The 24,767-nt window shown below is 38.6% G+C and carries 35 protein-coding genes; 9 read left to right on the forward strand and 26 right to left on the reverse strand.

What is annotated here, in order from left to right:
• Positions 1 to 12: 12 nt before the first annotated feature.
• The 8 genes from NON16_RS11430 to NON16_RS11465 form a co-directional block, all read right to left on the reverse strand.
• Positions 13 to 762, reverse strand: coding sequence for a YjbA family protein (locus NON16_RS11430; protein ID WP_257349157.1), 750 nt, complete (start codon positions 760 to 762; stop codon positions 13 to 15).
• Between the two features lie 204 nt (positions 763 to 966).
• Positions 967 to 1,188 (reverse strand): YuzI family membrane protein, encoded by a 222-nt coding sequence (locus NON16_RS11435; protein ID WP_372508793.1) that lies wholly within the window; start codon positions 1,186 to 1,188, stop codon positions 967 to 969.
• A gap of 271 nt (positions 1,189 to 1,459) precedes the next feature.
• Positions 1,460 to 2,698: a beta-ketoacyl-ACP synthase II gene (gene fabF / locus NON16_RS11440; protein ID WP_257349158.1), complete on the reverse strand. Its 1,239-nt coding sequence runs from the start codon at positions 2,696 to 2,698 to the stop codon at positions 1,460 to 1,462.
• 22 nt (positions 2,699 to 2,720) lie between these two features.
• On the reverse strand, positions 2,721 to 3,656 hold the full coding sequence (locus NON16_RS11445) for a beta-ketoacyl-ACP synthase III (RefSeq protein WP_257349159.1): 936 nt from the start codon (positions 3,654 to 3,656) through the stop codon (positions 2,721 to 2,723).
• A 233-nt stretch (positions 3,657 to 3,889) separates the two neighbouring features.
• Positions 3,890 to 4,078 carry a ComZ family protein gene (locus NON16_RS11450; RefSeq protein WP_257349160.1) on the reverse strand — a complete coding sequence of 63 codons (189 nt, stop codon included), beginning with the start codon at positions 4,076 to 4,078 and terminating at the stop codon, positions 3,890 to 3,892.
• 63 nt (positions 4,079 to 4,141) lie between these two features.
• Positions 4,142 to 5,095 (reverse strand): BMP family ABC transporter substrate-binding protein, encoded by a 954-nt coding sequence (locus tag NON16_RS11455; protein ID WP_257349161.1) that lies wholly within the window; start codon positions 5,093 to 5,095, stop codon positions 4,142 to 4,144.
• 105 nt (positions 5,096 to 5,200) lie between these two features.
• Positions 5,201 to 5,977 carry an NAD-dependent epimerase/dehydratase family protein gene (locus NON16_RS11460; RefSeq protein WP_257349162.1) on the reverse strand — a complete coding sequence of 259 codons (777 nt, stop codon included), beginning with the start codon at positions 5,975 to 5,977 and terminating at the stop codon, positions 5,201 to 5,203.
• A 139-nt stretch (positions 5,978 to 6,116) separates the two neighbouring features.
• Complete coding sequence (locus NON16_RS11465) at positions 6,117 to 6,860, reverse strand: alpha/beta hydrolase (protein ID WP_257349163.1); 744 nt, start codon at positions 6,858 to 6,860, stop codon at positions 6,117 to 6,119.
• A 184-nt stretch (positions 6,861 to 7,044) separates the two neighbouring features.
• Here NON16_RS11465 and NON16_RS11470 point away from each other — a divergent pair, with 184 nt between their 5' ends.
• Positions 7,045 to 7,227, forward strand: coding sequence for a YjzD family protein (locus NON16_RS11470; RefSeq protein WP_257349164.1), 183 nt, complete (start codon positions 7,045 to 7,047; stop codon positions 7,225 to 7,227).
• A gap of 83 nt (positions 7,228 to 7,310) precedes the next feature.
• Here the strand turns inward: NON16_RS11470 and NON16_RS11475 are convergent, their stop codons facing one another.
• The 4 genes from NON16_RS11475 to NON16_RS11490 form a co-directional block, all read right to left on the reverse strand.
• Positions 7,311 to 7,967, reverse strand: coding sequence for an amino acid ABC transporter permease (locus NON16_RS11475; RefSeq protein ID WP_257349165.1), 657 nt, complete (start codon positions 7,965 to 7,967; stop codon positions 7,311 to 7,313).
• 185 nt (positions 7,968 to 8,152) lie between these two features.
• Positions 8,153 to 8,911 carry a basic amino acid ABC transporter substrate-binding protein gene (locus tag NON16_RS11480; protein ID WP_257349266.1) on the reverse strand — a complete coding sequence of 253 codons (759 nt, stop codon included), beginning with the start codon at positions 8,909 to 8,911 and terminating at the stop codon, positions 8,153 to 8,155.
• Between the two features lie 355 nt (positions 8,912 to 9,266).
• The gene (locus NON16_RS11485; RefSeq protein WP_257349167.1) at positions 9,267 to 9,446 is read right to left on the reverse strand and encodes a YjzC family protein; all 180 of its coding nucleotides are present in this window, start codon (positions 9,444 to 9,446) and stop codon (positions 9,267 to 9,269) included.
• A gap of 147 nt (positions 9,447 to 9,593) precedes the next feature.
• Complete coding sequence (locus NON16_RS11490) at positions 9,594 to 9,971, reverse strand: hypothetical protein (protein WP_257349169.1); 378 nt, start codon at positions 9,969 to 9,971, stop codon at positions 9,594 to 9,596.
• A gap of 159 nt (positions 9,972 to 10,130) precedes the next feature.
• On the opposite strand from NON16_RS11490, the gene NON16_RS11495 reads away from it, so the two are divergent.
• Positions 10,131 to 10,943 carry an undecaprenyl-diphosphate phosphatase gene (locus tag NON16_RS11495; RefSeq protein WP_257349170.1) on the forward strand — a complete coding sequence of 271 codons (813 nt, stop codon included), beginning with the start codon at positions 10,131 to 10,133 and terminating at the stop codon, positions 10,941 to 10,943.
• 39 nt (positions 10,944 to 10,982) lie between these two features.
• Here the strand turns inward: NON16_RS11495 and NON16_RS11500 are convergent, their stop codons facing one another.
• Positions 10,983 to 12,128: a TDT family transporter gene (locus NON16_RS11500; RefSeq protein WP_257349171.1), complete on the reverse strand. Its 1,146-nt coding sequence runs from the start codon at positions 12,126 to 12,128 to the stop codon at positions 10,983 to 10,985.
• A gap of 280 nt (positions 12,129 to 12,408) precedes the next feature.
• On the opposite strand from NON16_RS11500, the gene NON16_RS11505 reads away from it, so the two are divergent.
• Positions 12,409 to 12,555 (forward strand): hypothetical protein, encoded by a 147-nt coding sequence (locus tag NON16_RS11505; protein ID WP_257349172.1) that lies wholly within the window; start codon positions 12,409 to 12,411, stop codon positions 12,553 to 12,555.
• On the opposite strand, the gene moaD is transcribed toward NON16_RS11505, so the two are convergent.
• From moaD to NON16_RS11555, 10 genes are all read right to left on the reverse strand, one after another.
• Entirely contained in the window at positions 12,552 to 12,788 is a 237-nt protein-coding gene (gene moaD / locus NON16_RS11510; RefSeq protein WP_257349174.1) for a molybdopterin converting factor subunit 1, read from the reverse strand. The two genes, NON16_RS11505 and moaD, sit on opposite strands and share 4 nt — an antisense overlap.
• Complete coding sequence (locus tag NON16_RS11515; protein ID WP_257349175.1) at positions 12,781 to 13,242, reverse strand: molybdenum cofactor biosynthesis protein MoaE; 462 nt, start codon at positions 13,240 to 13,242, stop codon at positions 12,781 to 12,783. Before NON16_RS11515 ends, moaD begins: the two co-directional genes overlap by 8 nt.
• Before the next feature lie 6 nt (positions 13,243 to 13,248).
• Entirely contained in the window at positions 13,249 to 13,782 is a 534-nt protein-coding gene (gene mobB, locus NON16_RS11520; protein WP_257349177.1) for a molybdopterin-guanine dinucleotide biosynthesis protein B, read from the reverse strand.
• On the reverse strand, positions 13,770 to 15,038 hold the full coding sequence (locus NON16_RS11525; RefSeq protein ID WP_257349179.1) for a molybdopterin molybdotransferase MoeA: 1,269 nt from the start codon (positions 15,036 to 15,038) through the stop codon (positions 13,770 to 13,772). Before NON16_RS11525 ends, mobB begins: the two co-directional genes overlap by 13 nt.
• Before the next feature lie 113 nt (positions 15,039 to 15,151).
• On the reverse strand, positions 15,152 to 15,457 hold the full coding sequence (locus NON16_RS11530) for a metal-sulfur cluster assembly factor (protein WP_257349181.1): 306 nt from the start codon (positions 15,455 to 15,457) through the stop codon (positions 15,152 to 15,154).
• Positions 15,458 to 15,814: 357 nt separating this feature from the next.
• Positions 15,815 to 15,952, reverse strand: a complete 138-nt coding sequence (locus NON16_RS11535; protein WP_257349183.1) for a YvrJ family protein — start codon at positions 15,950 to 15,952, stop codon at positions 15,815 to 15,817.
• Between the two features lie 275 nt (positions 15,953 to 16,227).
• A complete protein-coding gene (locus NON16_RS11540; RefSeq protein ID WP_257349184.1) occupies positions 16,228 to 16,446 on the reverse strand; it encodes a DUF2922 domain-containing protein in 219 nt (72 codons plus the stop codon).
• A 38-nt stretch (positions 16,447 to 16,484) separates the two neighbouring features.
• Entirely contained in the window at positions 16,485 to 16,703 is a 219-nt protein-coding gene (locus tag NON16_RS11545) for a DUF1659 domain-containing protein (protein ID WP_257349185.1), read from the reverse strand.
• Between the two features lie 108 nt (positions 16,704 to 16,811).
• Positions 16,812 to 17,582, reverse strand: a complete 771-nt coding sequence (locus NON16_RS11550) for an alpha/beta fold hydrolase (RefSeq protein ID WP_257349187.1) — start codon at positions 17,580 to 17,582, stop codon at positions 16,812 to 16,814.
• Positions 17,583 to 17,690: 108 nt separating this feature from the next.
• Positions 17,691 to 17,975: a hypothetical protein gene (locus NON16_RS11555; RefSeq protein ID WP_257349188.1), complete on the reverse strand. Its 285-nt coding sequence runs from the start codon at positions 17,973 to 17,975 to the stop codon at positions 17,691 to 17,693.
• Between the two features lie 213 nt (positions 17,976 to 18,188).
• Between NON16_RS11555 and NON16_RS11560 the strand changes: the two genes are divergently transcribed.
• Positions 18,189 to 19,013 (forward strand): Cof-type HAD-IIB family hydrolase, encoded by an 825-nt coding sequence (locus tag NON16_RS11560; protein ID WP_257349189.1) that lies wholly within the window; start codon positions 18,189 to 18,191, stop codon positions 19,011 to 19,013.
• 224 nt (positions 19,014 to 19,237) lie between these two features.
• Positions 19,238 to 19,390 carry a hypothetical protein gene (locus tag NON16_RS11565; RefSeq protein ID WP_257349190.1) on the forward strand — a complete coding sequence of 51 codons (153 nt, stop codon included), beginning with the start codon at positions 19,238 to 19,240 and terminating at the stop codon, positions 19,388 to 19,390.
• 252 nt (positions 19,391 to 19,642) lie between these two features.
• Here NON16_RS11565 and NON16_RS11570 read toward each other — a convergent pair whose 3' ends face one another.
• Positions 19,643 to 20,221, reverse strand: a complete 579-nt coding sequence (locus NON16_RS11570; protein ID WP_257349191.1) for a GDSL-type esterase/lipase family protein — start codon at positions 20,219 to 20,221, stop codon at positions 19,643 to 19,645.
• A gap of 285 nt (positions 20,222 to 20,506) precedes the next feature.
• Here NON16_RS11570 and NON16_RS11575 point away from each other — a divergent pair, with 285 nt between their 5' ends.
• Complete coding sequence (locus NON16_RS11575; protein ID WP_308216603.1) at positions 20,507 to 20,959, forward strand: GNAT family N-acetyltransferase; 453 nt, start codon at positions 20,507 to 20,509, stop codon at positions 20,957 to 20,959.
• 103 nt (positions 20,960 to 21,062) lie between these two features.
• Positions 21,063 to 21,323, forward strand: a complete 261-nt coding sequence (locus NON16_RS11580; protein WP_257349192.1) for a NifU N-terminal domain-containing protein — start codon at positions 21,063 to 21,065, stop codon at positions 21,321 to 21,323.
• A gap of 361 nt (positions 21,324 to 21,684) precedes the next feature.
• Here the strand turns inward: NON16_RS11580 and NON16_RS11585 are convergent, their stop codons facing one another.
• A complete protein-coding gene (locus NON16_RS11585) occupies positions 21,685 to 22,533 on the reverse strand; it encodes a YitT family protein (RefSeq protein ID WP_257349193.1) in 849 nt (282 codons plus the stop codon).
• A gap of 166 nt (positions 22,534 to 22,699) precedes the next feature.
• Here NON16_RS11585 and NON16_RS11590 point away from each other — a divergent pair, with 166 nt between their 5' ends.
• Together NON16_RS11590 and NON16_RS11595 are read left to right on the forward strand one after the other, a co-directional pair.
• The gene (locus tag NON16_RS11590) at positions 22,700 to 23,569 is read left to right on the forward strand and encodes a DegV family protein (RefSeq protein ID WP_257349194.1); all 870 of its coding nucleotides are present in this window, start codon (positions 22,700 to 22,702) and stop codon (positions 23,567 to 23,569) included.
• Positions 23,570 to 23,683: 114 nt separating this feature from the next.
• The gene (locus NON16_RS11595) at positions 23,684 to 23,815 is read left to right on the forward strand and encodes a DUF3941 domain-containing protein (RefSeq protein ID WP_257349195.1); all 132 of its coding nucleotides are present in this window, start codon (positions 23,684 to 23,686) and stop codon (positions 23,813 to 23,815) included.
• Positions 23,816 to 24,117: 302 nt separating this feature from the next.
• Here NON16_RS11595 and NON16_RS11600 read toward each other — a convergent pair whose 3' ends face one another.
• On the reverse strand, positions 24,118 to 24,618 hold the full coding sequence (locus NON16_RS11600) for a sigma-70 family RNA polymerase sigma factor (protein ID WP_257349196.1): 501 nt from the start codon (positions 24,616 to 24,618) through the stop codon (positions 24,118 to 24,120).
• Positions 24,619 to 24,767 lie beyond the last annotated feature (149 nt).

Genomic DNA, 24,767 nt, shown 5'->3' on the forward strand with positions numbered 1-24,767 from the left:
TCATCTCTTTCTTTAATTGACATGGGTTCCTTTTTCGAGCTCCCAAATCTTTTCAAAATAGGGTTGTCCTTTAATTAATCGTTCACAAATGGTTTGATGCTTGAATGTCCATCCATGAGAGACTTCTCGATAAAGTGCCCGCCACGCTTCTTCAAAACTCATCACTTGAATGTCAGAATACTTCTCTGGTAACCATTCTGTGTACCAGTATCTTACCTCAGAAGTATTTCCCGTCGAATACATTTGATCAAGAGCCATAAATAGTAGTTGCTTAAGCTGTCTCTCTCTTCTTGTAAGACCTTTCATACTTACAGGTTCTGGAGATAAAATGTGATATTCCTTCTTCATGGATTGTAATGGATCAAAGGTATATCGTTTTGAATCAATCTCCTCTGCCATTTCGTAAACAAGTTGTTCTTGACGAGGGATCATCCTGCTTTTTCGAATCGGTATTTTATAACCCATCGTATCAATTACTAAGCAGCTTTTTCCATCTGTTGCGATCGAACAATATTCAATTTGTTCACGTTGATTATTTTTGCGAATGAAGCTTTTGTTCTTAATCTCGTCTAACAGTTCTAACGGTAATTCACTCAAGTCATTCTCTATGTAGTCAAGTAATGATGATTCCATTTTGACTATTGGAACCTGGTCGAGTAATTCAATAAAATCCTCTTTACGCCATTCGTGAAATTCACAAACATTATAACCGTTCTCTTCTCCTTCGAACCAATTTACCCAAACGTCTCGTAAATACAACATGTATACCCCTCACTTTTCAGGATTTACTGTTTTTCAATAAAAGTTAGCAATCACGTTTACTTAACTTATTTAAAAACAGTATAGTCAGAGGTTCGCTAAATTATTCCATAACCAACTGATTTTCCGTCGACATTTGCAACATATCGTCAGTCCCACTCAGACTTCATTTTCCAGGTACGAAGAAATTCACCGATTATCAATTGGTTACTTTTTAGACTTCGAATTAAAAGAAGGCAAATAGATACTACCCCAAATCAAAGCAAGTCCAATTAAGAATAAAAAAAATTCAGTTCTACCACTCACAAAAATTAAATAATTTATAAAGCCGTGTCCAGCCGTAATTAAATTCAAAAAGGCGATCAAACTGACTCCACCTGCAACTGCAAGACTAAAACCGACCATAAGGATAAACAATCGAAAGATCAAATCTTTCATCCCCCATACAAGTGCTTGTACACTATTTTATTTAACTATATGGTTGAACCCGTATATATATTACTAAATTAAAGTATATTTAAACTATAGGATTTATAGGAGTTGACGTACTTAAATAAAGGAAATAACGAGTTTCTTCTATAATATATGTATGATAAAAAAAGTCATAAAGAAAACTGGCTCCAAATCAAAATGAGCCAGCTTTCAAACGTGTAAAAAATAAAAACTACGGAGGTTGAATTCCGTAGTTTCTCGTAGTCATTTAGTTTGTGTATTTTTTAAAGATAAGTGCTACATTGTGTCCACCGAAACCTAATGAGTTACTCATAACCGTGTTTACTTCTGATTTACGAGCTTCATTCGGAATATAATCGAGATCACATTCAGGATCAGGAGTTTCATAATTGATGGTTGGCGGCATGATGTTATCCTGGATAGCTTTAATTGAAAATACGGCCTCTATTCCACCTGCTGCCCCTAATAGATGACCGGTCATTGATTTCGTTGAGCTGATCGCAACTTTTTTGGCATGGTCACCAAATACCGTTTTGATTGCCATCGTTTCATACTTATCATTGTAATCCGTACTCGTACCATGTGCATTAATATAATCTACGTTTTCAGGACTGATTCCAGCATCTTTCAATGCAATATCCATTGCACGTACCCCACCTTCACCACCAGGTGCTGGTTGAGTGATATGATGAGCGTCACCTGTTGCTCCATAACCTGAGATTTCAGCATAAATCTTAGCTCCACGCTTTTGTGCCGATTCAAGTGATTCCAGAATCAAAATCCCTGCACCTTCACCCATTACGAAGCCATCACGGTTTGCATCAAACGGTCGGCTTGCTGAACGTGGATCCGGATTCGTTGATAGAGCTTTTGCAGATGAAAACCCAGCAAGTGCCATACTTGTAATAGGGGCTTCACTTCCTCCAGTCACCATAACATCCGCATCTCCACGTTGGATTGCTTTGAACGCGTCACCAATCGAATTTGCTCCGGAAGCACATGCTGTTACTGTACAAGAATTAATTCCTTTTGCCCCAAGAACGATTGAAACTTGCCCTGATGCCATGTCTGGAATCATCATTGGTACGAAAAACGGGCTGACTCTCCGATGTCCTTTTTCCATAAACACTTTAAATTGTTGTTCATAGGTTTCCATTCCACCGATACCTGATCCAATCCAGACACCAACTCTTGGTGCAAGTTCTTCAGTAATGGTTAGATCAGCATCCTTCACAGCCATTAGTGAAGCAGCAATTGCAAACTGTGAAAATCGATCCATTTTTCTTGCTTCTTTTCTGTCCACATATTGTTCAGGATCGAACTCACTCGCTTCACCTGCTACTTTAGCTGGGAATTGTTCTTTATCGCGGCGGGTTAATTCTCCGATTCCGGATTTGCCTTCAATAATATTTTTCCAGGTTGTCTCAACATCGTTTCCAAGCGGCGATATTGTGCCGAGTCCTGTAATCACAACTCGTCTACTCATGTATTGTCCAGCTCCTTACAAACTATTTTCCCCATTTAATTGCAACTGAACCCCAGGTCAGACCTCCACCAAAACCAACGAGGACAATTACATCATCTTCTTTTATTTTACCATCTTTAACTGATTCCACCAATGCAATTGGTATCGATGATGAAGAAGTATTTCCAAACCTATGAATGGTACGGGCCATTTTTTCAGGAGGAAGTCCTAGGCGTTCCCTTGCGGCTTCCATAATTCGAATATTTGCTTGATGCGGGATAAGAAAATCCACATCTTCTTTAACGAGCCCAGCCTTCTCCACTACCTTAAGAGAGGATTCTGGCATTTTTCTGACCGCAAACTTGAAAACTTCTCGTCCATTCATATAAAGGAGTGGTCCATCTTGGAAGAGATGTTTTGCACCTGATCCGTCAGAACCCATATCGAAGGAGAGAATCCCTCTTCCTTCAGATACAGGAGAAATAATTGCTGCTCCAGCACCGTCTCCAAACAATACCGCCGTATTACGGTCTTCCCAATTGGTTATCTTAGAAAGCTTTTCAACTCCGATTACGAGAATATTTTGATAGGCTCCTGTTTCAATATACTGTTTTGCAGTTATCATCCCATAAATAAAGCCTGCACATGCAGCACTAACATCCATAGCTACAGCATTTTTCGCGCCAAGCCGTTCTTGGATTAAGCATGCTACAGATGGAAATCCATGATCACCTGTTACCGTTGCTACAATTATGAAATCTAACTCTTCCGCAGCAATCTCTGCATCCTTTAGAGCATTGTCAGCGGCCAGTTCGGCCATATGAGACGTATCCATTTCTTTATCAGCAATTCTTCTTTCTTCTATACCTGTACGTGTACGAATCCATTCATCAGAAGTATCAACTATCTTTTCAAGGTCTGCATTGGTCATCACACGGTCCGGGACATATCTGCCAATACCGATTACACCTGCATTCATTCCATTACCCCTTTTTGTATGACATTCTTAGTATCTTATATTATGAGTTGGTACTAATTCTAATTCAAAAAAACGAAATTGTCCAGCAAAGAAAACTCGGCGATTACCTTAGTTATACTTATACTTATACTTGTAATACAAGTGCTGGAGATTTATACATAAACGCGCAAAAAAGACCTGAGCAGAATTTTAACCATCTACTCAAGTCTTTCGATTATAAGTATAAGTGCATTCTACTCATTTTCTGATGCTTCTGATTTTCCTAACTCATATGCGTCGTTCATCACATTCATTAACAAATTTAACATTGGTTGAATGTCTTCCATCGTTAACTCAATGCCTTTTTGTTCAATCATTTGTTTCGCTTCAGGCAAATGCATCATCGCAATTTGCATAAATCTCATATTTCTCTCCTGATCCATAACTCTTCCCCCCTTAATTAAATTTCGCCGTTAATCATTCCGTTGCCTTTTAAATTTCCATTTTCATGGTGCTGGAAGTTTGCCAGTCTCCTTATAAACAGAAACAGCCTTATTTAATTTCTTTTGCAATTTCTTAGGAACCTCATCACTGAATGGTGCTAATGAGATCACACCATCTTGAAAATCATAGTGACGATTACCAGATTTCAGTTCTCCATTATCGAACTGTTTTGCAATTTTCACATACAAGAGATCGACATGCTGTACTGTACTTGTCAAAACGGTCTGTTTACCAAGATCGGTCATATTCGAGACAAAGCCTATCGCATAGTCCCCTTGATCCTTTACTTCTTTAATAACAGGGATCGTATAGCCATCACCTGCTGGGTAGTAAACATCTACTCCCATCTTCTCCATTTTCCGCAAAATATCAATAGCTTTTTCCGTGTTACTCCAACTATTAACAAATTGTACAGATGCTACTGCGTTTGGATTGTAAACATTTACACCTTCTTGAAAACCTGTTACCTCAGGTTGCCACGGAAATGCCGCAATCATGCCAACTTGTCCACTTTCAGACATCGCTCCTGCTAACACACCAGCAAAATATCCCATCGCATATGAATCAAAGTGAACACTCGTAATCCCATCACCGCTTACTATTCCATTAAAGCTCACAAAATGAAGATTAGGAAAATCTGCTTTAATTTCTTGAAAAATGGGTGCGTAAATTTGCCCATGTCCGAAGACAAGGTTCACCCCATCTTTTTTAAATTGATGAACGGCTTCTAGAACTTGCTCCTTAGACTTGATTTCTTCTCGATAAAAGACCTCTGTCTCAAATTGATCTTTCACTTGAAGCAAACCTTTATACCCTTTTGTCCCCCAACCCTGGTCATTGATTGTATCTTCAATCAACAATCCAGTACCCTTTAATTGTCCTTTACCGAGTGCTTCTTGACAACCAGTGAGTGCAAAAACCAATAGTGCAATTAGGAACGGCTTCAATATTTTCATCCGTACCTCCTTCAACAGGCAAGCTACAACTAGTATAAACGATATCCATTTTATATCAAAAAAACGATAAAATCCAACTTATTTTTTATAAGTTATCTTGATCCTTTATTTTTGACGTTTAGAATGGTTTAATAATTCTTTATATTTATCACTATCCACAATATAGGTAGCCGTAACAGCTTCCTTACCTGGCACTGGTACAACACCCGTAACATCACTAGCGTTTCCAGCAGTAATTAATAGCTTAAGCAAATCTTTCACATTTAAGCTTGAGTTTTGATTAAATTCTCGATTACGTTTGTAAACTCCTGCTTGTTCCGATTGATCAATTTTCCCATAGTTGATTTCTAATGGATGTTCAAGTCCTTCGATTGAAGGTACTCGAACAATCAAATAATTGGATCCATTAGCATTCATATGCTCGGTTAAAAGGTTTTCTTCTGTCATCAAAACCTCCCCGAAAAGACTTGCCGGGTTCGCCTTTGTAGTGTCGGTGATCCTCTTGTGGCTCATTCCATATACTTCGATTGTACTTAAAAGAATAACCCTCGCATTATGGTGAACCGCATATGATGCAATCTTCTCACTATTTTTCCGATGCTTTGCAATCACCATTTTCAAGTCAGAAAGTCGATTAGAACTTGGATAGGTTTGCGCGAAATGATAAACAACATCAACTGGCTCCATTGTACTCCAATTTACCTTTTCAATTGGTTTTGGGATGAAGTGAAACAATGCATTACGACCAATCCAATCAATTCGTTCATTATGTTTATCCTTTGGAGTATCTATTCCATATACATCAATCCCTAATTCTAATAATTCATTACATAAAGCATACCCGACTTCACCTGCAACTCCTGTAATCAATACTTTTTTCATAATACAGGGCCCTCCAATATGATAGTAAACTTTATACTATTCTATTTTCCAAATAGAAATTCTGAACAAAAACATTTTTCTTAAAACTAGGTAAAGGCCGAACCATATTATGGATCGACCTGCCTTTTCTATTTTCGTTTTATAATATCTTTTCGTATTGTTGATAAAAGGACTTCAGTTTGTTCGCAAAATCAATCCTTCTTCCTGGTAGTTGTAACGTCAACGAGATTGGTAAACCAAGTTGCTCACGATATTTTTCATATTCTCTGCTGTGATGTTGGAACAAATAGGGTGTGCCCTGCGTGTAGTGCCAAATTTTCACAGGGATTGAGGATTGATATTGTTCAAATCCCTTATCCTCAAGAAGCAGCTGATCAACTTCATCCTCGTTCATTCCATATGCCTGACGGACCTCTCTATGAAACTGCTTATAAAATAGCTTTTGCTCTTTAACGGCTTCTGCATGGACCTTTAAGCTGAAGCATGGATTTAAGAAGGCAACGGATCTTGTTAAAGATTCATATCTGTCTATCCAACGAAGTGCAGTAAGAGCGCCCATTCCTTCGCTGAAAAGATGAATTTTAGGGTTGACTATTTCTTGTTTTATAATCGAATGGTACATCCGATGTAATAAATCAAGGCTTTTTGGATTCCCCCAATTACGTCCAAATAAATTTGAATAAAAAACCGTATAGCCCAATTCCGTTAAACTACCAATAAACATTGATCGTTCGGGATGCTGTATCCAGAAACTTGTCGTGTCTGTCACATAATGGTTTACATCACCGATGATCAAAACGGCAAAGCCATTCGGTTTTTCAGGTAGATGAATAATCCCTTTTTCATTATTTATTTCAAACATTCGGTAGGACACTTTACTCATACTATTCACGCCTTAAAGGTTGACTCTAAGTTAATGTATGCAATAAATTCAAAATAGAGAGAGGATATCGCCCATTTATAGCGTTTAGGATATAAAATGAGGCACATTTTTAATGTTCTTTGCATGGAAGTTATGCTACAATATAAGCGGATAATTGTTAGATATCATGAAGAGGTGAAAAAATATGCGTTATATTTGGACAATCATTTGGTCGCTCTTACTAACAAATATGGCATTTTATGTCTTAAGCTCTATGCAAGGTGGAGAATATCATTTCACAACGGCTTGTATCGTTGGACTTGTCTTTTCAGTATTCGTTTTCATCCTTGGCGAAGCAGGTATAAAAGATCCAGAAGCAACAAAATAAACGTTTACGAAAAAGCTGGCCCGTTAAGATTCCGGGTCAGCTTTTTAACGCTTAAGAATGAAAAAAAGACATTTTCACAATCTTTATCCAGTTGCCCACTTTCTCTCAACAAAGTTTAATAGCTTACTTAATGTTAAAGTTAAGACAAGATAAATTAGGGCAACTGTAATGTATGGTTCCCACACGCGATAATATTGGCCTTGCATTGCCCTTCCCCAATACATAAGTTCTGGAACGGCAATAATTGCGAGTAAAGAAGATTCCTTAATAAGGACAATAAATTCATTCCCAAGCGGTGGTATCATTCTTTTCACGGCTTGTGGCAAAATGACATGAAGCATCGATTCTGAATGATTCATACCCAAAGATCTAGCTGCCTCCATCTGTCCCTTATCAATTGATTGGATCCCAGCACGGAAGATTTCTGCAATATAAGCTGCTGCGTTTAAGGATAGAGAAGTAATCCCAGCAAAAATCGCATTCGTATCACCAATAATAAACGGAACAGCACCAAAATGTATGAGTAATATTTGCACAAATAAAGGTGTTCCACGAAAAAAAGTAATATACCAATCGAGTGGAATATTGATCCACTTGTTTTTGGATAACTTTCCGATACCGATAAACAATCCCATAATAAGTCCAATTACAATACCAGCTAAGGATAAGCCGATCGTGAGTAAGGTCCCTTCTAAAAATAAATAGGCATACTCCTTCACAATATCAAAGCGAAACTCCATATGTCATCTCCTTTTGTAACTCGTACAACCGCTTTTCTGTCTATGTACAACTTGAAAACGAAGTTCCTAGAAAGAACCTCAAATAAATTCTACTTCTACTGAAACGAGGCTCTTTCTAGAGGATGTTCAAAAAGTATCCAAGGGCTGATGTACCTTTCTATTTCTTATTGTTTGATTCGAAAGGTTTACTTGTTCAATTGGGCTTTTAAAGCTTTCAAATCTGGCTCTTCTCCAAACCATTCCTTATATAATTTGGAATATGTTCCATCCTCGATGACTGCTTTTATGGCTTTATCAAAATCTTTTTTCAGCTCACTATCTTTCGGAAACATTAAACCATAAAACTCAGAATCGAAACTGTTAGGGTCTTTTATTGCTTTTAGCTTCTTATCGGGGTTGTTTTTGACATATTCGATGACAACCGTATTATCTGCCACAACCGCGTCTGCTCCACCTTTAACAAGCTCCATAATAGCAAGAACATTGTTTTCAAACTTTTTAATATCTTCATGGTTCGTACCAAACAGGGTTTCTACAGCGGCTTGGCCAGTTGTTCCATTCTGAACCGCTACGACCTTTCCTTTCAAATCTTCGGCTCCTTGTATATCACTACCCTCTGGAACAAGAATCATATTAGTAGACTCGAAATAAGGAACTGAAAAATCATACGTTTGCTTCCGATCCTCATTAATCGTTATCGCTGAAATACCAATATCTGCTCTTTCCCCTTGTATTTCCGCAAATAATGGGTCCCATCCGATATTTTTCACTTCATAGTCGTACCCAGCTTCTTTCATTACCGTATCAATAAAATCAATGTCGAACCCGACTATCTGGTCACCGTCCATATACTCAAATGGAGCATAAGCTGCTTCGGTTATAACTTCTAACTTCTTCTTTCCATCACCGGTTGCACTTTCACTACATGCTACCAGTACCCCCATTAATGCAATCAAAATAACAATAAATACCCCTTTAATTGACGCCTTGTTCAATTTTCATCTCCCCCTCATTTGCATTTGTTCGCAACATCTGCAGACTTACATTCTCTTATTATGAGGAGTTTTGATTATGTAGAAGACAAATAAGAGTAATCTAAGAAACACTTAATAGTATACGGGCCCCTTTCCGTTTTCTAAATTTTCTTAATATTGTCTCATTATTATATTAATCGTAAATTACTTTGACTTCAAGTTACTTTTTTTAAAAAAATAGCTAAGACACATGAACTAAAAGCAAAAAGCCGACCCATATTCATAATGAGCCGACCCACACTTTCGCTTAAAATATAATAATGACTTAAGGCTTCCGCTTGTATGTCCACTTACGATTATGATTACTCGTTTCGGGAAATTCATCTCCTGCATGCATTTTTAATTCCTTAGGGTTATTCACTGTACTTCCCGTCTCACCAATTTCAACATAAACACCGTTGTTCGGAGCTTTTTGGCCAGGGGTAAATTGCCTGTTTTGACCCATTCGATTTCCTCCTTCAATCATTTTCAGTATCCGATATTAGGTTTTCCAGCACAGTCAAAAATATGAATTACAGACAGCAAACTTTTATACTTATACGTGCAAAAAAGCCACCTTCATGGTGACTTTCAATCATAGATTATCTTCTTTTTAATATGGGACAAGTGATAGTGCTGTCAGAAATGCGAGTGGTAAGATCAGTCGGCGAAAACCAAATCCAGGTCTTGGGTAAGGATATGGATAACCATAACCGTAGCCATAATATTGTCTTTGCTGATTCATCGTATATGATGAGTCATTTTGCTTACCCTTTAGAGAATTGTGTTGTTGCGTCGGATTTGGCTGTTGTGTATAAGATACCTCAACGATTAAGTATATATTTTGCTTATCTACATGCTCTAGATAACCTTCGTAAACGTTCCCATCCATCATTTGACAATTAACATGCTTATGAAGATGCTTCTTACAATGCTTTTGCAATTGTTGGTTATGTGCATTATAAGCCTGCATAAACTTACGGTAAGACACGCCCTTCCCCCCTCATACAATCATGATATTCAACCAGTATGAGAAATGTGTAAGGACAAATTATTATCAATCATCAGGAAACGTGTTATATTAAATTCACTTTTTTTCTAAAACATATAATAATTAATCATGCTAATCTTTTAATGGAGGAATTCTTTAATGGAACAATTTCTTATATTGATTACATATGCTTTTTTTGGTCTAGTTCAAGGGATTACTGAGCCAATTCCGATTTCCTCTAGTGGTCACCTTGTCATTACTGAACATTTTCTAGGCGTCCATCCGAAGGGCATGAGTTTTGAAGTATTTATGAACTTCGCCTCATTACTTGCAGTACTCGTCATCTACCGAACTGATTTAATACGTTTAACCAAGAATGGCCTCTCCTATACGAAATCTCGGAACAAGCAATATCGCGGAGATTTCATGTTCATTGTTTATTTGGTTGTAGGAACGCTTCCGGCGGCGATACTCGGTTTGATCTTTGAAGATATGATCTCTGAGAACTTAAAGACAGTCTCTATAATAGGATTTACATTAATTATTACAGGGCTCGCATTATGGATGATCCGTAATCTTCGTGGAAGAAAGAAGGATCAAGACCTATCCATAAAAGATGCTTTGATTATTGGCTTTGCACAAGCTATTGCGTTGATTCCAGGGATAAGCCGGTCTGGAGCAACGATTGTAGCTGCAATGACTCGGGGAATGAAACAAGAAACTGCACTTCGATATTCCTTCCTCCTCTACATACCCGTTAGTGTTGGAACCATGCTGCTCAGCTTTGATGACATTTTGTATGATCCTGCGTTTGATCAATTACTGATTCCATACCTTGTTGCATTTATCATTTCATTTATCGCTTCCTACTTTTCATTAAAATGGTTGATGGGAATTATGGAGCGGGGAAATTTGAAATACTTCGCGATTTATTGTTTCATTGTTGGCCCAATCATCCTGCTATTTTTATAATTGGTAATCAGAACAGATCTTATATTTAACTTTCAGTGGTTACGTCGTTTCTTTTACTGGTTCCTTTTGAAAGGTAATTGTCTGAGTCAGCATAACAAGTAGCTGAAGAATCGTAATAATCAAAATTACAGGTCCTAGTATCATAATGACTGCTTTCTGTATCCACTGATCAACCGGGCTTTGACCTTGAAGAACAAGTACAGAGAGAGTCAGGTAATAAAACATTCCGAATGTAAACACTCGTGCCCATTGCGATGGATGGTAAACCCAAATGCCCTTTTGAAAACCTAATAGCTTTACCCGCTTCACAGCTCTAAACATCTCAATTAGTTCTACAATGATAAAAAGGGCAAAGCCTACCCACCAATACAAGACGAACAAACCTGAAACGGTACCCGACAAATTGAACCATGCAACACCTGTAATCGAGATGGCACCATGGATAATGCAATTTGTATTTGCCCAATCCGCTGTTATTTTCCAATCGAATTTTCCGTACCGAATCACTAGCAAAGTCAAGCAGATTAGATAGAAGAATACCCCAATATATAGAAAGACAGTTTCCAATAGTATTGAAAGCGACCATGCCCAGTCACAAACAATTACGACTGACTGAGTAGAAACAGTTAAGAGCAGGATACCACCATGAAGCTCTGCCACTTTTTTGAACTGCCCTTTTAAAGATATAAGTTGTTTGATCGAAAGGATGATATAATATACCCAGATTACAAAAGCAATGAGGGCAAATATTCGGGAAACCCAAACCACATCAGGATAGTAAAAAAGGATGTTCACACCGAGGACGGATGTAGCTGCTACCCATGTTCCTATTAAAAAAGTCTGATTTGGATCCGTTTTTGAAACGGTAAGCACACTCCCCCCATCAACGAGGTAATGGATCGATACTTGCAGCCAAAGTCCAGCTAGCAAAAAAGGAACGATCGAGACTTCGTTCACAAGATGCATAGTGTAAAGTGGACCAAGTGAAATGATTCCGAGCCCCATAATTAAAGCCCCTTTGCTTAGATCATTCCGTCGAACGTGTAGTGCAACCAATACACTACCGGAATATAACAAGAGAGCTCGGACCCCTTGATATAAGGAAAATTCAGACCAAATTACAAATCCAAAAAAGTATAGAAATGCTAAACAAGTTACTGGAATAAGTTCATAGATTCTTTTCACTTTAAACAACCTCACCCTAAACTCAAATAAAGAAAACTTGGCTAGCACCAAGCCTTAGCGCAGGTGATCGCCGTAGTTGCGCTTATACTATAGAAAGTATTTTTATACTTTCTTAACGTGGAACAAAATTTCACACATGAACGAATATAGACTTAAAAACGAATTCTGTCAAAAGTATAATCGATGTGGAAGGGATTTTATTATCTTAAAAGAATGAATAAGTATCGGTGCGTGTTCGTGATGCTTTCCTATTCTGTTTTTTGATTGGGGATGAAATAGTATGAAAGAATACATAGGGCCATGTAAACAATGTCAAAAACCGATCTATTGTCTTGACGGGTTTATTAACGGGATTGTCTTAGTGGATGGTCTTCTTTGCTTTGATTGTCAGGAGGGAGAGAAAGATGATGACCCACCCTCCTCTTAACCTCCACTCACAGGGGGTAACAATGCAACCGTATCACCTTTTTGTACAGAGTGGTCTGGCTCATTCACAAACTCTTCGTTTACTGCTACCATTACATTCGAAAGTTCAAGGTTTGGTTCATTTTTCTTTAATTCTTCGATCAGATCGGTCAGGGTAATTGAGTCCTTCTCAACGAAAAGCTCTCCTTTCCCGACCTTTTCATGTAAACCTGCAAAAAGTAAAACCTTAATCATTTAAGTGCTCCTTTCCCGGTTTTCCAAGTGGATATTCTGTTGATTCTAATTGATCACCGATCCACCTCTCACCGTCTTCCCAGTGCTCCTTTTTCCAAATGGGGACAATTTCTTTTATCCGCTCAATTGCATATCGGCTTGCTGTATATGAATCAGCTCGATGTGGAGTGGATACCGCGATAACAACTGCCACATCTGAGATTTCTAGTCTGCCAATTCTGTGTATGATTGAAACACGTGCATCGTTCCAGCGTTTTTGAATTTCGGCACCAATTTGCTCAAGTTTCTTTTCAGCCATCGGAATGTATGCATCGTATTCTAAATATAATGTTCGTTTATCATGAGTTAATTCCCGAACGGTCCCGATAAACGTATTAATTGCTCCGGCATGAGGATGAACAACACTTTCTATTACATGATTGATTTCTATTGGTTCTTTAATAATCGTAAACATTTGTATTCAACTCCGTCTTATATACTCTTCGAAAAAACGTATATACGCCTCTGGTTTTTGAAAGGAGAATTCCGGAACTGAAAAACCGCAGTTCCCACTCATCGATTGGCCGATCAAGCCAATAACATTCGACAGTTCGAGCAGCTCACTCATCTCTGAAGCGGTCTTGTAAACAATCACCTTTGGATAAGGCGCATCCTTATACCCTTCTACTATGATTAAATCAACTGAATTCAACTGCTGATAAACCGATATTAATAAGGGTAATGGATTGTTTATTCCTATATGCATTTGCAGTTGCACGATCCCCTCACCTTCGACGGATGATACCACTGCTCCAGCCTGTTGAAAGCGATGGGTATCGGTACCCTCTTGGTCAATTGAGTCAGGACTTCCGCCATGTCCATGGTGCTTGATAACGCCAACGCCAATTCCTTTCTTCCCCAACGAACTCACCACATTTTCGATGATGGAAGTTTTTCCACAGTTTTTAAATCCAACCACTTGTACGATTGGAATAGATGAAATTAGTTGATCCAAGGGTTATGCTCACTTTCAGATTCAAAGAGGAGCACATCCACTTCCGCTCCCTCTTCAAATCCTCTCGTTCCCCCAGGTAGGACGATAAATGCATTCGCTTCTGCAATAGAAGTGACTGAGCTCGACTTATCCAATCCTGTTGGTTTTACGAAAATTCCTGTAGGCTTAAATTGCACCTTACTCCGGACAAGTCTCGTAAAAGGGTTCGCTTTTGGAAAGTTGCTCTGTAAGACAGCTTTTGTCTTGGAAAGGAAGGGCGTGGATCCAAGTGATTGTTTAATAAATGGTCTAATAAATAATTCGCCACCGACAAAACAGGCGGAGGGGTTTCCTGATAAACCGAATAAAAGCTTCCCATCATATTCAGAGATGGTTGTAACACTACCCGGTCTCATTGCTATTTTATTAAAAAGAACCTTTGCTCCAAGCTTTTCATAAATAGCAGGTAGGTAATCGTAATCGCCAACAGATACACCCCCAGTTGTAATCAGAGCATCCACCTTTCCTATTGCTGTGGAAATCGCTTCGAAACAAGCATCAAAATCATCTTTTAACTTACCAAAATAAACAGGTTCACCACCCATTTCCTTTACTTGGGCGGCGATCATATATGCATTGCTGTTTCGAATTTTCCCAGGTTGTAGTGGTTCACTGATATCGAGTAATTCTGTGCCTGTCGCAAAAATGCCGATACGAGGTTTTTGGTAAACAGAAACCTGCGCATACCCAAATGTCGCAAGGAGTGCAATGACGCCAGGTGTTATCAACGTTCCTTTCTTCAGAAGCGTAGTCCCCTCTGTTGTATCCTCTCCACGATATGAGATGTTTTGTCCTTTCGTAAAACGGCGGGCTACTTCAATCATTGGTTCACTGTTTTGTTCATGCTCCTTCACAACCTCGAACATCGCGACTGAATCTGCACCCTTTGGGATAGCAGCTCCAGTCATAATTCGGATAGCTTGGCCCTGTTTAACAGTCGAAGCGGCCACCTCTCCTGCACCAATTTCTTCTACAACTTTTAGAAACACTGGATTGTGTTGGGATGCCTCACCTGTATCCTCGGCTCTAATAGCAAATCCATCATATGGGGATCGATCAAACGGAGGAACATCGTGATCTGCAACCAAATCCTCCGCAAGAACGCGATTGGTCGTATTTTCAACTGCTAATTGTTCGCTACTTTTATGTATTGTGTAGGTTAGTACACGTTTAACCCCTTCACCAATCTGAATAGGAGTTCGTCTCTCTACTACCATTTTATTAGCACCACCTTTGTGAAGTCTTACTCTAATTATTTTATCAAACTTTCTTAACGTCTAATAGAAAAGGCGGACCCGAAATGAGTCTGCCTTCATTGATTTCTATTGATTTATTGAATTCCCAGGGCAATTTTTGCGTATCTGGACATTTTATCTTTTGTCCATGGCGGATTCCAGACGATGTTTACATCCACATCATTCACTTCATCAAAATCAATTAATGCGTTTTTAACATCGTTCGCTATCGTCCCTGCAAGTGGACAGCCCATTGCAGTTAGTGTCATCGTTACCTTTAATACACCTTCTTCAAGTTCAGTATCATACACCAATCCTAAATTAACGATATCGACACCAAGTTCAGGATCTTCTACTTCTTCAAGTGCTTCCATATACTTCGTTTTCAATTCTTGATCCATGACAATCCCCTTTCGTTTACAGTTTCTATGTTTAGTATAACCGAACGGAAGAAGGACATAAAATATTTCGCATTAGTGTGTGTTCAAAAAGGAGGACATAAAGAGCCGAGAAGTTCGAGGCACGAGAATCTGGAGGACCGGAACGACGAGCGGTACTTGCATAAATACTACGAGTTGTACCGAGGAAGCTTACTTCCAAGAATACGCTTGTAGACGCAGGTACATATGGAACTTCGACTAAGTACTTCACGTCCTGTGAAAACGTCGAAGTCAGCACGTCCTGTGCAAGTCCGGAGCAGATCGAGTAACGAAGAAATTCGATAGCTATTTATCCCGGACTTTTTGAACTACATCTTATTAACTTTTTAATTGGTTAGGGAGACCTTGAATGGACTGGTTCAACGCTTCGAGCTTCGCTTCAATCCTGTGAAGTAGATACAATGTAACAACTACCGGAAATCCGATCTCGCTAAGCACACTCACCCATTGCTCCATCTCTTTCCCTCCTTCTGAAGCAAGACAATACATCTATGCAACATTTTTTTGTTTTCTTACCTAGTTATTAGAAAAGCGCAAGCGCCCTGCTTAGCCACGAAGGTCACTGGAAGACCGACGAGGAGGCTGTTGCCGCCGCAGGAGGCCTGAAGTGATCCAAGTGGTTGGGCGCTGAAGCTGGACATTACATCCATGCCGCAAACTTTTATACTTTCTTACTTATGAAAAGGAGCCAGCCTCCGATCAGACTGACTCCTTGTAATAAATTCAAGCTATTATCCTAATTGAATGTCGGTCACGTTGCGCTCTACAATTCTTGCTCCCTTTTTGGCAACAAGATCACCACCAGATGATGTCAATGCGTTATCTGCAAGGATCTGGTCCATTGCTGCATTAATCGCTGCAGGATCTGTTGGTTCGACTGGCTGATCAAGAGAAATACGTACCGTTTTCCCTTCAAGATTTTCAAAAAGTAATTCGATTTGCTTTGCCATTCATACTTCCTCCTTCCTCTTTGAAATTTGGATATCGGTTATGCGCTAAGATCAAATGAATTCGAACGTTCAACCTGTGTAACCGGATATTGCTGTAGTGGTGACAGTGCTTGAATCATGTTGTAGAGTTGATCATGTGTCGCACTGCTCTTGACGTTGTTGAAACTTTTGCGTTTAAAAACAGGCTTGCCTTCAAGATCAATACCAGCATCAAATGTTACAGACAATCGAGTGTCATTCATTACGGCTGTTGCCATTGTCTCACCCCCCTTCACCTTATAAATACAAAATACGAGGCAAAAGTGGGGAGGCGATTTTTATAAAATTTAAAAGGCTTGCAACAACCTAACTGCCTTATCGGACTATTAAAGCTTCGTCTCGAACCACTGGACTGTTGTATGGCAAGCTTTACGGGTTACTTTATGCCCTGATTGGGGGTCTGTAATCATCTCAATATTCGAAGCATTGATCGATTGGTTTTCGATTAGCGAATCATAAAAATTCTTCGTTAACACGTATGGAACTACCTGGTCATTTTGCCCGTGCCATATTAATAATGGCCGTCCTGATAACCTGGAAGGATCTTTGGAGAGATCAAACGGACGTAATCCGGCCACCTTTTCTTTGACCTGTTCATCTGAAAACGGTATCTGCTTTCCTTCCCTTTGGATCGTATTGATTAAAAATGCGGCAAATTCTTGGTAACACGGTGTCCCCATTAGTGAGACGGCGGTCTTCACCCAATCGTATTGTGTCAAAGCACCGAACATCGTAATACTACCCATTGAAGTACCTGCAACACCGATTCGAGCCGAATCAACCTGATCTAAATTTATATAATGATCTACAATGATTTTCACTTCAGCAATGCCCTGCAAAACGATATCCCAAAACTGAAATTGGAGTTCTTCATTTGATTGTTGAGTCGTTCTCTCCCCATGTAATGGAAAGTCGGGGAGCAGCGTACGGTAACCCTTTTCTGCCAAGAGATATGCATACGACAGATTTTGCTCCTTTGAGCTTGTAATTCCATGCAAAAAAATAACCGTAGCAAGTTGCTCATTGAATTTTTCTTGCATCGCAATATTCAGTACGGGTATTTCATTTTGAATTCGGTCATTTTGGATAAGAATCATTCGTCCACCTTCTTAATTATATGTAACGTTCCTTTCATTTTATCAGAGTGAAAAAGATGTGAAAAAGAAAAAAGACTGACTTCCATAGTCAGCCTTTAATTTCTAAAGTTATTGTTTTTCCTTGTTGTAATAATCGACACTGTATTGAGCTCCTTCTGACACCATTTTATTATCCTCAATATCATCCGGATGCGGCTGTCCGCCTTTATCTACTGGTAAATCATCATCTGGGTTCTTCATTTTCGCTGTCGTGTCTTTAAGTTTGGTTGAAATATCAGAGAAGGATTGTTTGACCTTAGATCGATTTGTTTCATCTCGTAAGAAATACGTTGCTACACCTGCAACACTTGCTGCGATCCCTGACATTACCACCTTTTTTGACTTTAGCTTCATTGTTCAGTCAACCTCCTCAAGTAATATATATTATTGTTTACCCCTCTCACATCGGAATAAACATGTTTTGTTTTTCCAAGATTACCAACTTGAAGGGGTTCACAGCATTACTATTTTGGTTTTTATTCGACAAAAACTGATGTATTACTGTCATGGACAATTCTTCCTGTTACCGATACAATTAGTTATACATTTATAGAAAGGGGCAGAGAGATGACAAAACCCTATTTAATTGCACTCGATCTTGATGGAACCCTATTGAAGGATGATAAGACTATTTCGGAAAATACGCGAAATGTTATAAGACAAGCTATTACAGACGGGCACCACGTGGTTATCTCAACCGGCAGACCCTTCCGTGGAAGCGAAAAGTATTATCATGAAATGGAATTATGTACCCCTATTATTAATTTTAACGGTGCTTTTATTCATCATCCTAAAGACCCGAAATGGGGAGTTTTCCATTCACCAATGGACCTAAAAATTGCTCAATCGATTATTAATACATGCCTTGATTTTAATGTAAAAAATGTCATCGCAGAAGTTCTTGACGACGTTTATCTTCATTACGAGGATGAACTGATCACGAATTCCTTTTTCATAGAAGAATCCAATCTAAACATTGGTCATCTTAGTAAATCATTAGTTCAAAACCCAACTTCAATCCTCATCCGTCCCCATGACCATCACCTAAAAGAGTTAAGGGAACTGCTTAAAAGGGAACATGCTGAGGTCATTGATCACCGAATTTGGGCAGCACCTTGGAACATCATTGAAGTAGTGAGGGCAGGGCTAAATAAAGCTGTTGGATTAAAACGAGTAGCGGATTATTTTCAAATACCTCAAGAACGGGTCATTGCATTTGGGGATGAAGATAACGACCTTGAAATGATTGAATACGCTGGACATGGTATTGCGATGGGCAATGCGATTCCTGAACTGAAAAACATTGCGAATGCTGTAACAGCAACAAATGAAGAAGATGGAATTGCACTATATCTAGAGGATGTCCTTTCCTTGCACATTAAGAAAGTATAAAGAAAACTTTGCGAAGCCTTGGGTGCCGGCTGAGCCTTAGTTGCGCTTATACTATAGAAAGTATTTTTATACTTTCTTAACGTGTAAACAAACCAAGGTTCTCGCAGGACATAAAACTTGGCTTTTAGTCTTTTTCAAAACAATATACTTTTCCATTGAGAATTGAAAAATTAAGGGTATGACAACCCTCTTTACGGAATACTACCTGTAAGGGGGTTTTTATAATGAGTAAAAAGAATCGTTCAAAACGAACCATTGAACAAGGTGCAGAACGTGCACAAAACGATAACCAACACGAATATGAAACAACAATGTCTACACAAGACCATGAGAAGCAAAAGAAACATTCTGAAGAACGGTCCACTGGCGGATATTAACTAGTCCAAAACCGTCGGAACATTAATTCTTGTTCTTTAAAACTGAGGTTTGGCCGATATATCCGCATATCTGGTCATAGTTAGCAGTCAGAGTTATTATTGATTTAGAATCTAAATCTAAAGGAGCGGACCCAAAACATCGATAAAAAGTAGATGTCGGGTCCGCTCCTTCTCTGTTTTGCCTGATTTTTGATATAAAATGTAAACAAATGCCCTTTTGGATCACGCTTTTGTATGGAAAAACATAAAGAGTCAGTGCACACGGTGAGTCTTCCCATAAATTTCTTTAACCTTATCTATAACCAATTCCGACATAAATAAGTAAGCACGCTTGTTAAAGTGAAGTCCATCTTGTTGTAATAAGTTTTCGTATAAATTATTCTTTCGAAAATAAGACCAAAGATCGATTACATTACATTCCCGTTTTTTACTAATCTTACGCACAGCTTCTGCATAGGTAGAAAGGACGTTGTTGCTTCTCTTACTCTGATTCTTTTCTATAACTGGTGGCGGAGTAAGTAAAATTGTTTTCTGTGGGGAAATCCGATCGATCATAATATCAAGATTTCGTTCATACTCCGCAAGCACAATGCGTCGGTGTATACTTGCATCATTTGAGCCGAACAAAATGGTAACCAAGTCGGGAGAATGACGTAACACATCATCTTGAAGTCTTGCTAGTGCTGCTCTTGTAGTTTCCCCCGATACACCTGAGTTTACAATTGTCCAGTTTGGTAATTGTTTACGCAAACGTGGAGTTAACCGTTCATACCCATCCTTACTTTCCTCTAATGCTGTTAAGCTATCTCCAAAACAGACTAAAGTAGGCATTAATAATGACCTCCCGAAAATCAGATCTCAGCTATATAATAAAGTATTAATTGTAAACGTATTATGTATAATCCCTTTTAGATATCCTTCGCTACTCTTTGACTGTTTTCGTACATATTAAATATCTTCTTTATCGATAATAACTAATTACTTTATACCCATTGACCTCCTCATCTTATATAGACGAAGAGATTCATCAAAAGGTTCCACTTTTTATTTTAAATCAAAGCAGGAATTTTGATGATTAACATTGAAATTAGAAAGAGGTCATAGGAGGGTTCCATCATGAATGTTTTTGAAGTACAAAGAGATGCAGATCCATCAATCCGAACAGGCATTGCTGATTTGCTTATCCAACAACCGATAAATACAAACACACAAAAGAACTTTGATTTTATTTTAAATGGCATTAATCTTGCATTAGAAAGTGAGCATCATGCATACCTCGTAGTTGCTGAAAAAGATAACGCGATTGTAGGTGTTGCCTTTTTTAACATTGGCATTAGTCTACCTAAAGGTGGATCTTATATGTGGCTTAATGAACTTTTTGTTCAAGAAGACTTGAGAAATCAGGGTATTGCCCGAAAGTTATTATTACATGTCATCCACTGGGCTGAAAACAACGGAATTAGATCCATTGAATTGGAAACAGGGATTAACAACTCTGTCACGAAACATATATACAACTCACTTGGTTTTTACGAAATCGTTTCAAATCGCTATGGTTTTTCATTTTAGAGCAATAATTTTGAATTAGATTTTTAAGAATCCGTTTGAATTTGGTACAATAGGTTTCGTGTACCATTTTATTATGGGTATTATTGAAAGGAGAATGTTTAATATGGCAGTTGAATTTACTGTTGATCCAACACCGAATCCAAATGCTTTAAAGTTTTCAGCAAGTCAGTCTATTTTTGAGGGAAGACTTTCCCACCGTTCTGGTGATAATCCTGAGGATAAAGTAGCGAAAGGGCTTCTTGAAATCGAAGGTGTTGAATCCATCTTTGGTTACCAAGATTTTATTACCATTAATAAGACTCCTGATGCTGAATGGGATTCTATTGTTCCTCTAGTGCAAGAAGTGTTTGAAAGTAATTATTAATTTTATTTAGAAAAGCGTAAGCGTCTTGACCAGGTGCGATAAAGAAAACTTGGTAAGCGCCAAGCTTTGTGAAGGCGGTTACCTTAGTTGCACTTATGCTTGTGAGTGCAGGCGCTGGAGATTCTGTAACATAACACGCTTTTTGTGTTTGTGGAAGAATCGAAGCGACGATCTGCGCACCTAGGCGCTGAAGCTGGACATTACATCCATGCCGCAAACTTTTATACTTTCTTTACTCATGAAAAGACCTGGGTAAGAGCGTAGAATTCAGCTCACCCAGGTCTTTAATTCAAATATGTTCTCGCTCGTTTCTATAATTTATATCATAAACCCTCTCTACTATCTGTACAAATATCTTTATTTATTTCCCTTCTGTTCTGAAAAAGCCGAAAATACCAGTTGTGTTGACGATGTTTGTGAAAGCATGCGGGTCTACTTCCTTTATAATATGTTCAAGGTCATAAAGCTCATAACGTGTAACAACAATGAATAGTAATTCTTTCTCTTCATCAGTAAAACCGCCCTTAGCAGGAAGCTTGGTAATCCCGCGCACCATTTGGTTATGAATCGCCTTTTGAAGCTCTGCACCTTTTTTGGTGATGATCATAGCTGTAAGTTTTTCATGACGAGTATGGATAACATCTATTACACGTGAAGTAACATAAAGTGTGACAAGTGTATAAAGGGCTTTTTCCCATCCATAAAGAAGTCCTGCTGTTAAAATGATCAATGAATTCAATGAGAAGAAATAAATTCCGATTGGTCGGTCCTTCATTCTTGATAGGACCATCGCCACAATATCCATTCCCCCGGTAGAAGCACCCCACTTCAATGTAAAACCGATTCCAACTGCAGCAAGTACACCGCCAAATACAGCATTGAGAAGAATGTCTTCAGAGATAACTCTAATTGGTATTAGTTCGAGGAAAAAGGATGTTGCGGCAACACTAAAAATACTATAAATTGTGAAGGACTTTCCTACTTTCCTCCATCCAAGTATCGCCACAGGAATGTTTAAGAGAAATAGAAGGATACCAGTTGATGCTGGAATTGGTGTTGCCTGAAGTATCCTTGCTAATAGTTGGGCTATACCTGTAAACCCACTGGCATATACATTTGCCGGTATAAGAAAATAGTTTAACGAAACAGCACCAAAAAGTGCTCCTAAGATGACAATTATTACTTTTTGTGCTTCTGAAAACAATGACATGGCTAACCCTCTCTTTCGTTCATAATAACCGTACTATTTTTATCAAACCTTAAGTGGCTTTGTCAATGGATATAAAGCAACAATCGAACAATTCATTGCTTTTTATTTGAGACAAGGCTACACTAAGAGCAAAGTTGAAAATTAGCAATTACTGTGAGGTGTTTCTATGTCCATTCAACTGATCGTCGATACGGGTTGTGATCTTCCACAGCATGTTATTGATGAACACAACATGAACGTTCTTCCTCTCGTTGTTCATGTTGAACAAGAAGAGTTTTTTGATAAAGAAACGATTCAGCCTTCAAATTTATATGGGATGATGCGTGATGGTGCAGCTCCAAAAACATCTCAGGTACCCCCCGACCGTATGGAAGCATTGTTTCGCTCCCTTGCGAAAAAAAAACAGTCTGCACTATATTTAACTTTTTCATCCGAACTTTCAGGTACATACCAAACTGCATGTCTTGTCCGGGACCAACTAATTGAAGAGAACATTGAATTAGATTTGACAATCATTGACTCAAAAAGTGCCTCTCTTGGATATGGATTAATGGCTTATTATCTCGCAAAAACTATTCAGGATTCCGAACCTACCATTGAGAAAATTGTTTCCCACACACACGCACTTATAAACCAGATGGAGCACATATTTACAGTCGACGATCTGGAATATTTAGTAAGAGGCGGTCGAGTATCGAGAACAGCAGGATTTGTCGGAGGGTTACTTAAGGTAAAGCCGATTCTCCATATGGAAGATGGGAAACTATTCCCCTTGGAAAAAGTAAGGGGCAGCAAGAAGGTTATTTCACGGATCATCGAGTTGATCGATACGCGCGGAAGCAAGCTAGAAGATCAAACGATTGCGATTTCCCACGCTGATAGCCTTTCACGTGCCAATGAATTAAAGGAACGAATTGAATCCAAGTACAATGTCAAAAATATAATGGTTAACACGATTGGTTGTGCTATTGGTGCACATGCAGGACCAGGTACATTAGCTGTTTTCTTCATGAACGGTAATCCAGATATCGAATAAATTCCCTATTAACCGTATAGCCTAATAACAATCTGGCCTTTAGAAGGATAGTCCTTAAAGAGTCACTAGGTCAGAAAAAGTTAAGGTTTAAATGCGATATAAGGAGGAATTGCCTTGTCCAAAACAAAAGATAACGATAAGAAAAAGCGTGATAACCAAGCCGTACAAGAGCTAAAAAATAATCAAGAAGAGGCGAATATCAAACAAGGAACACGCCAATATTCGAAGAAAACCGACCATATATAAGTTAATCAAGAAGAGCGGAAGCGCCTTGACCAGGTGCGATAAAGAAAACTTGGTAAACGCGAACAGCGGTTAACTTAGTTGCACTTATGCTTGAGAGTGCAAGCGCTGGAGATTCTGTAACATAACACGCTTTTTGTGTTTGTAGAAGAATCGAAGCGACGATCTGCGCACCTAGGCGCTGAGCTAGACATTGCATCTATGCAGCAAATTTTTTTTTATACTTTCTTTACTTTTTAGAAAGAGCGGAGAATGAGGATATTTACTACGACTATCATTTTTTCCGCTCTTTTCTTAAGTGTTTCTTAATAACCTATAGGATGGTTTAATTTACTTGCTTTTATCCTCAATTTGGTTAATGCTGCTTTCTTCCACGAACGAACCGTTTCATAGGAAACACCTTCTCTTTGTGCCAATTCCGTTTGTGTTTCTCCTTGAAGAATAACGCAATCTACAAATAGTCGTTCTCTTCTTGATAAATTTTTTACGTACTCTTCAATGTACATCTCCTCAAGATAAAGTTCTTCGTAGGTATGTGTTGTATGGAGAATTGAATCGCTCATTTCTACTTCAGACTCATGAGGTAGATGTTTTTTGGCAGCTTGTAAGATCCGACCTGCTACATATTTTTTTGCATAGGATGGAAAATACCCTTTTGATGGATTGAACTTTTCATAAGCTTCCCATAACGCGATTCGCCCCACCTGAAGCATTTCATCAAATTCAAAACTCAGTCCATAGGATTTAATAAGCTTTTTAATTAAATTCTCGTAACGCTCTAAAATCATCTCATATGTTTCCTTCAAAACAGTCCCCTGTTCTGAAAAGTATACTTTTCACCATTTGTTCCGCGGTGAATTGATCTTACAGAAAAAAGGCATTTCACGCCGTCTCAGATAACCCCTTTTTTAGTCAGAATTAGAGGTAAAAGTGTTTATTTTCAAATAACATTTCT

The organism is Pseudalkalibacillus decolorationis (assembly GCF_024609785.1).
Taxonomy (GTDB): Bacteria; Bacillota; Bacilli; order Bacillales; family Fictibacillaceae; genus Pseudalkalibacillus; species Pseudalkalibacillus decolorationis.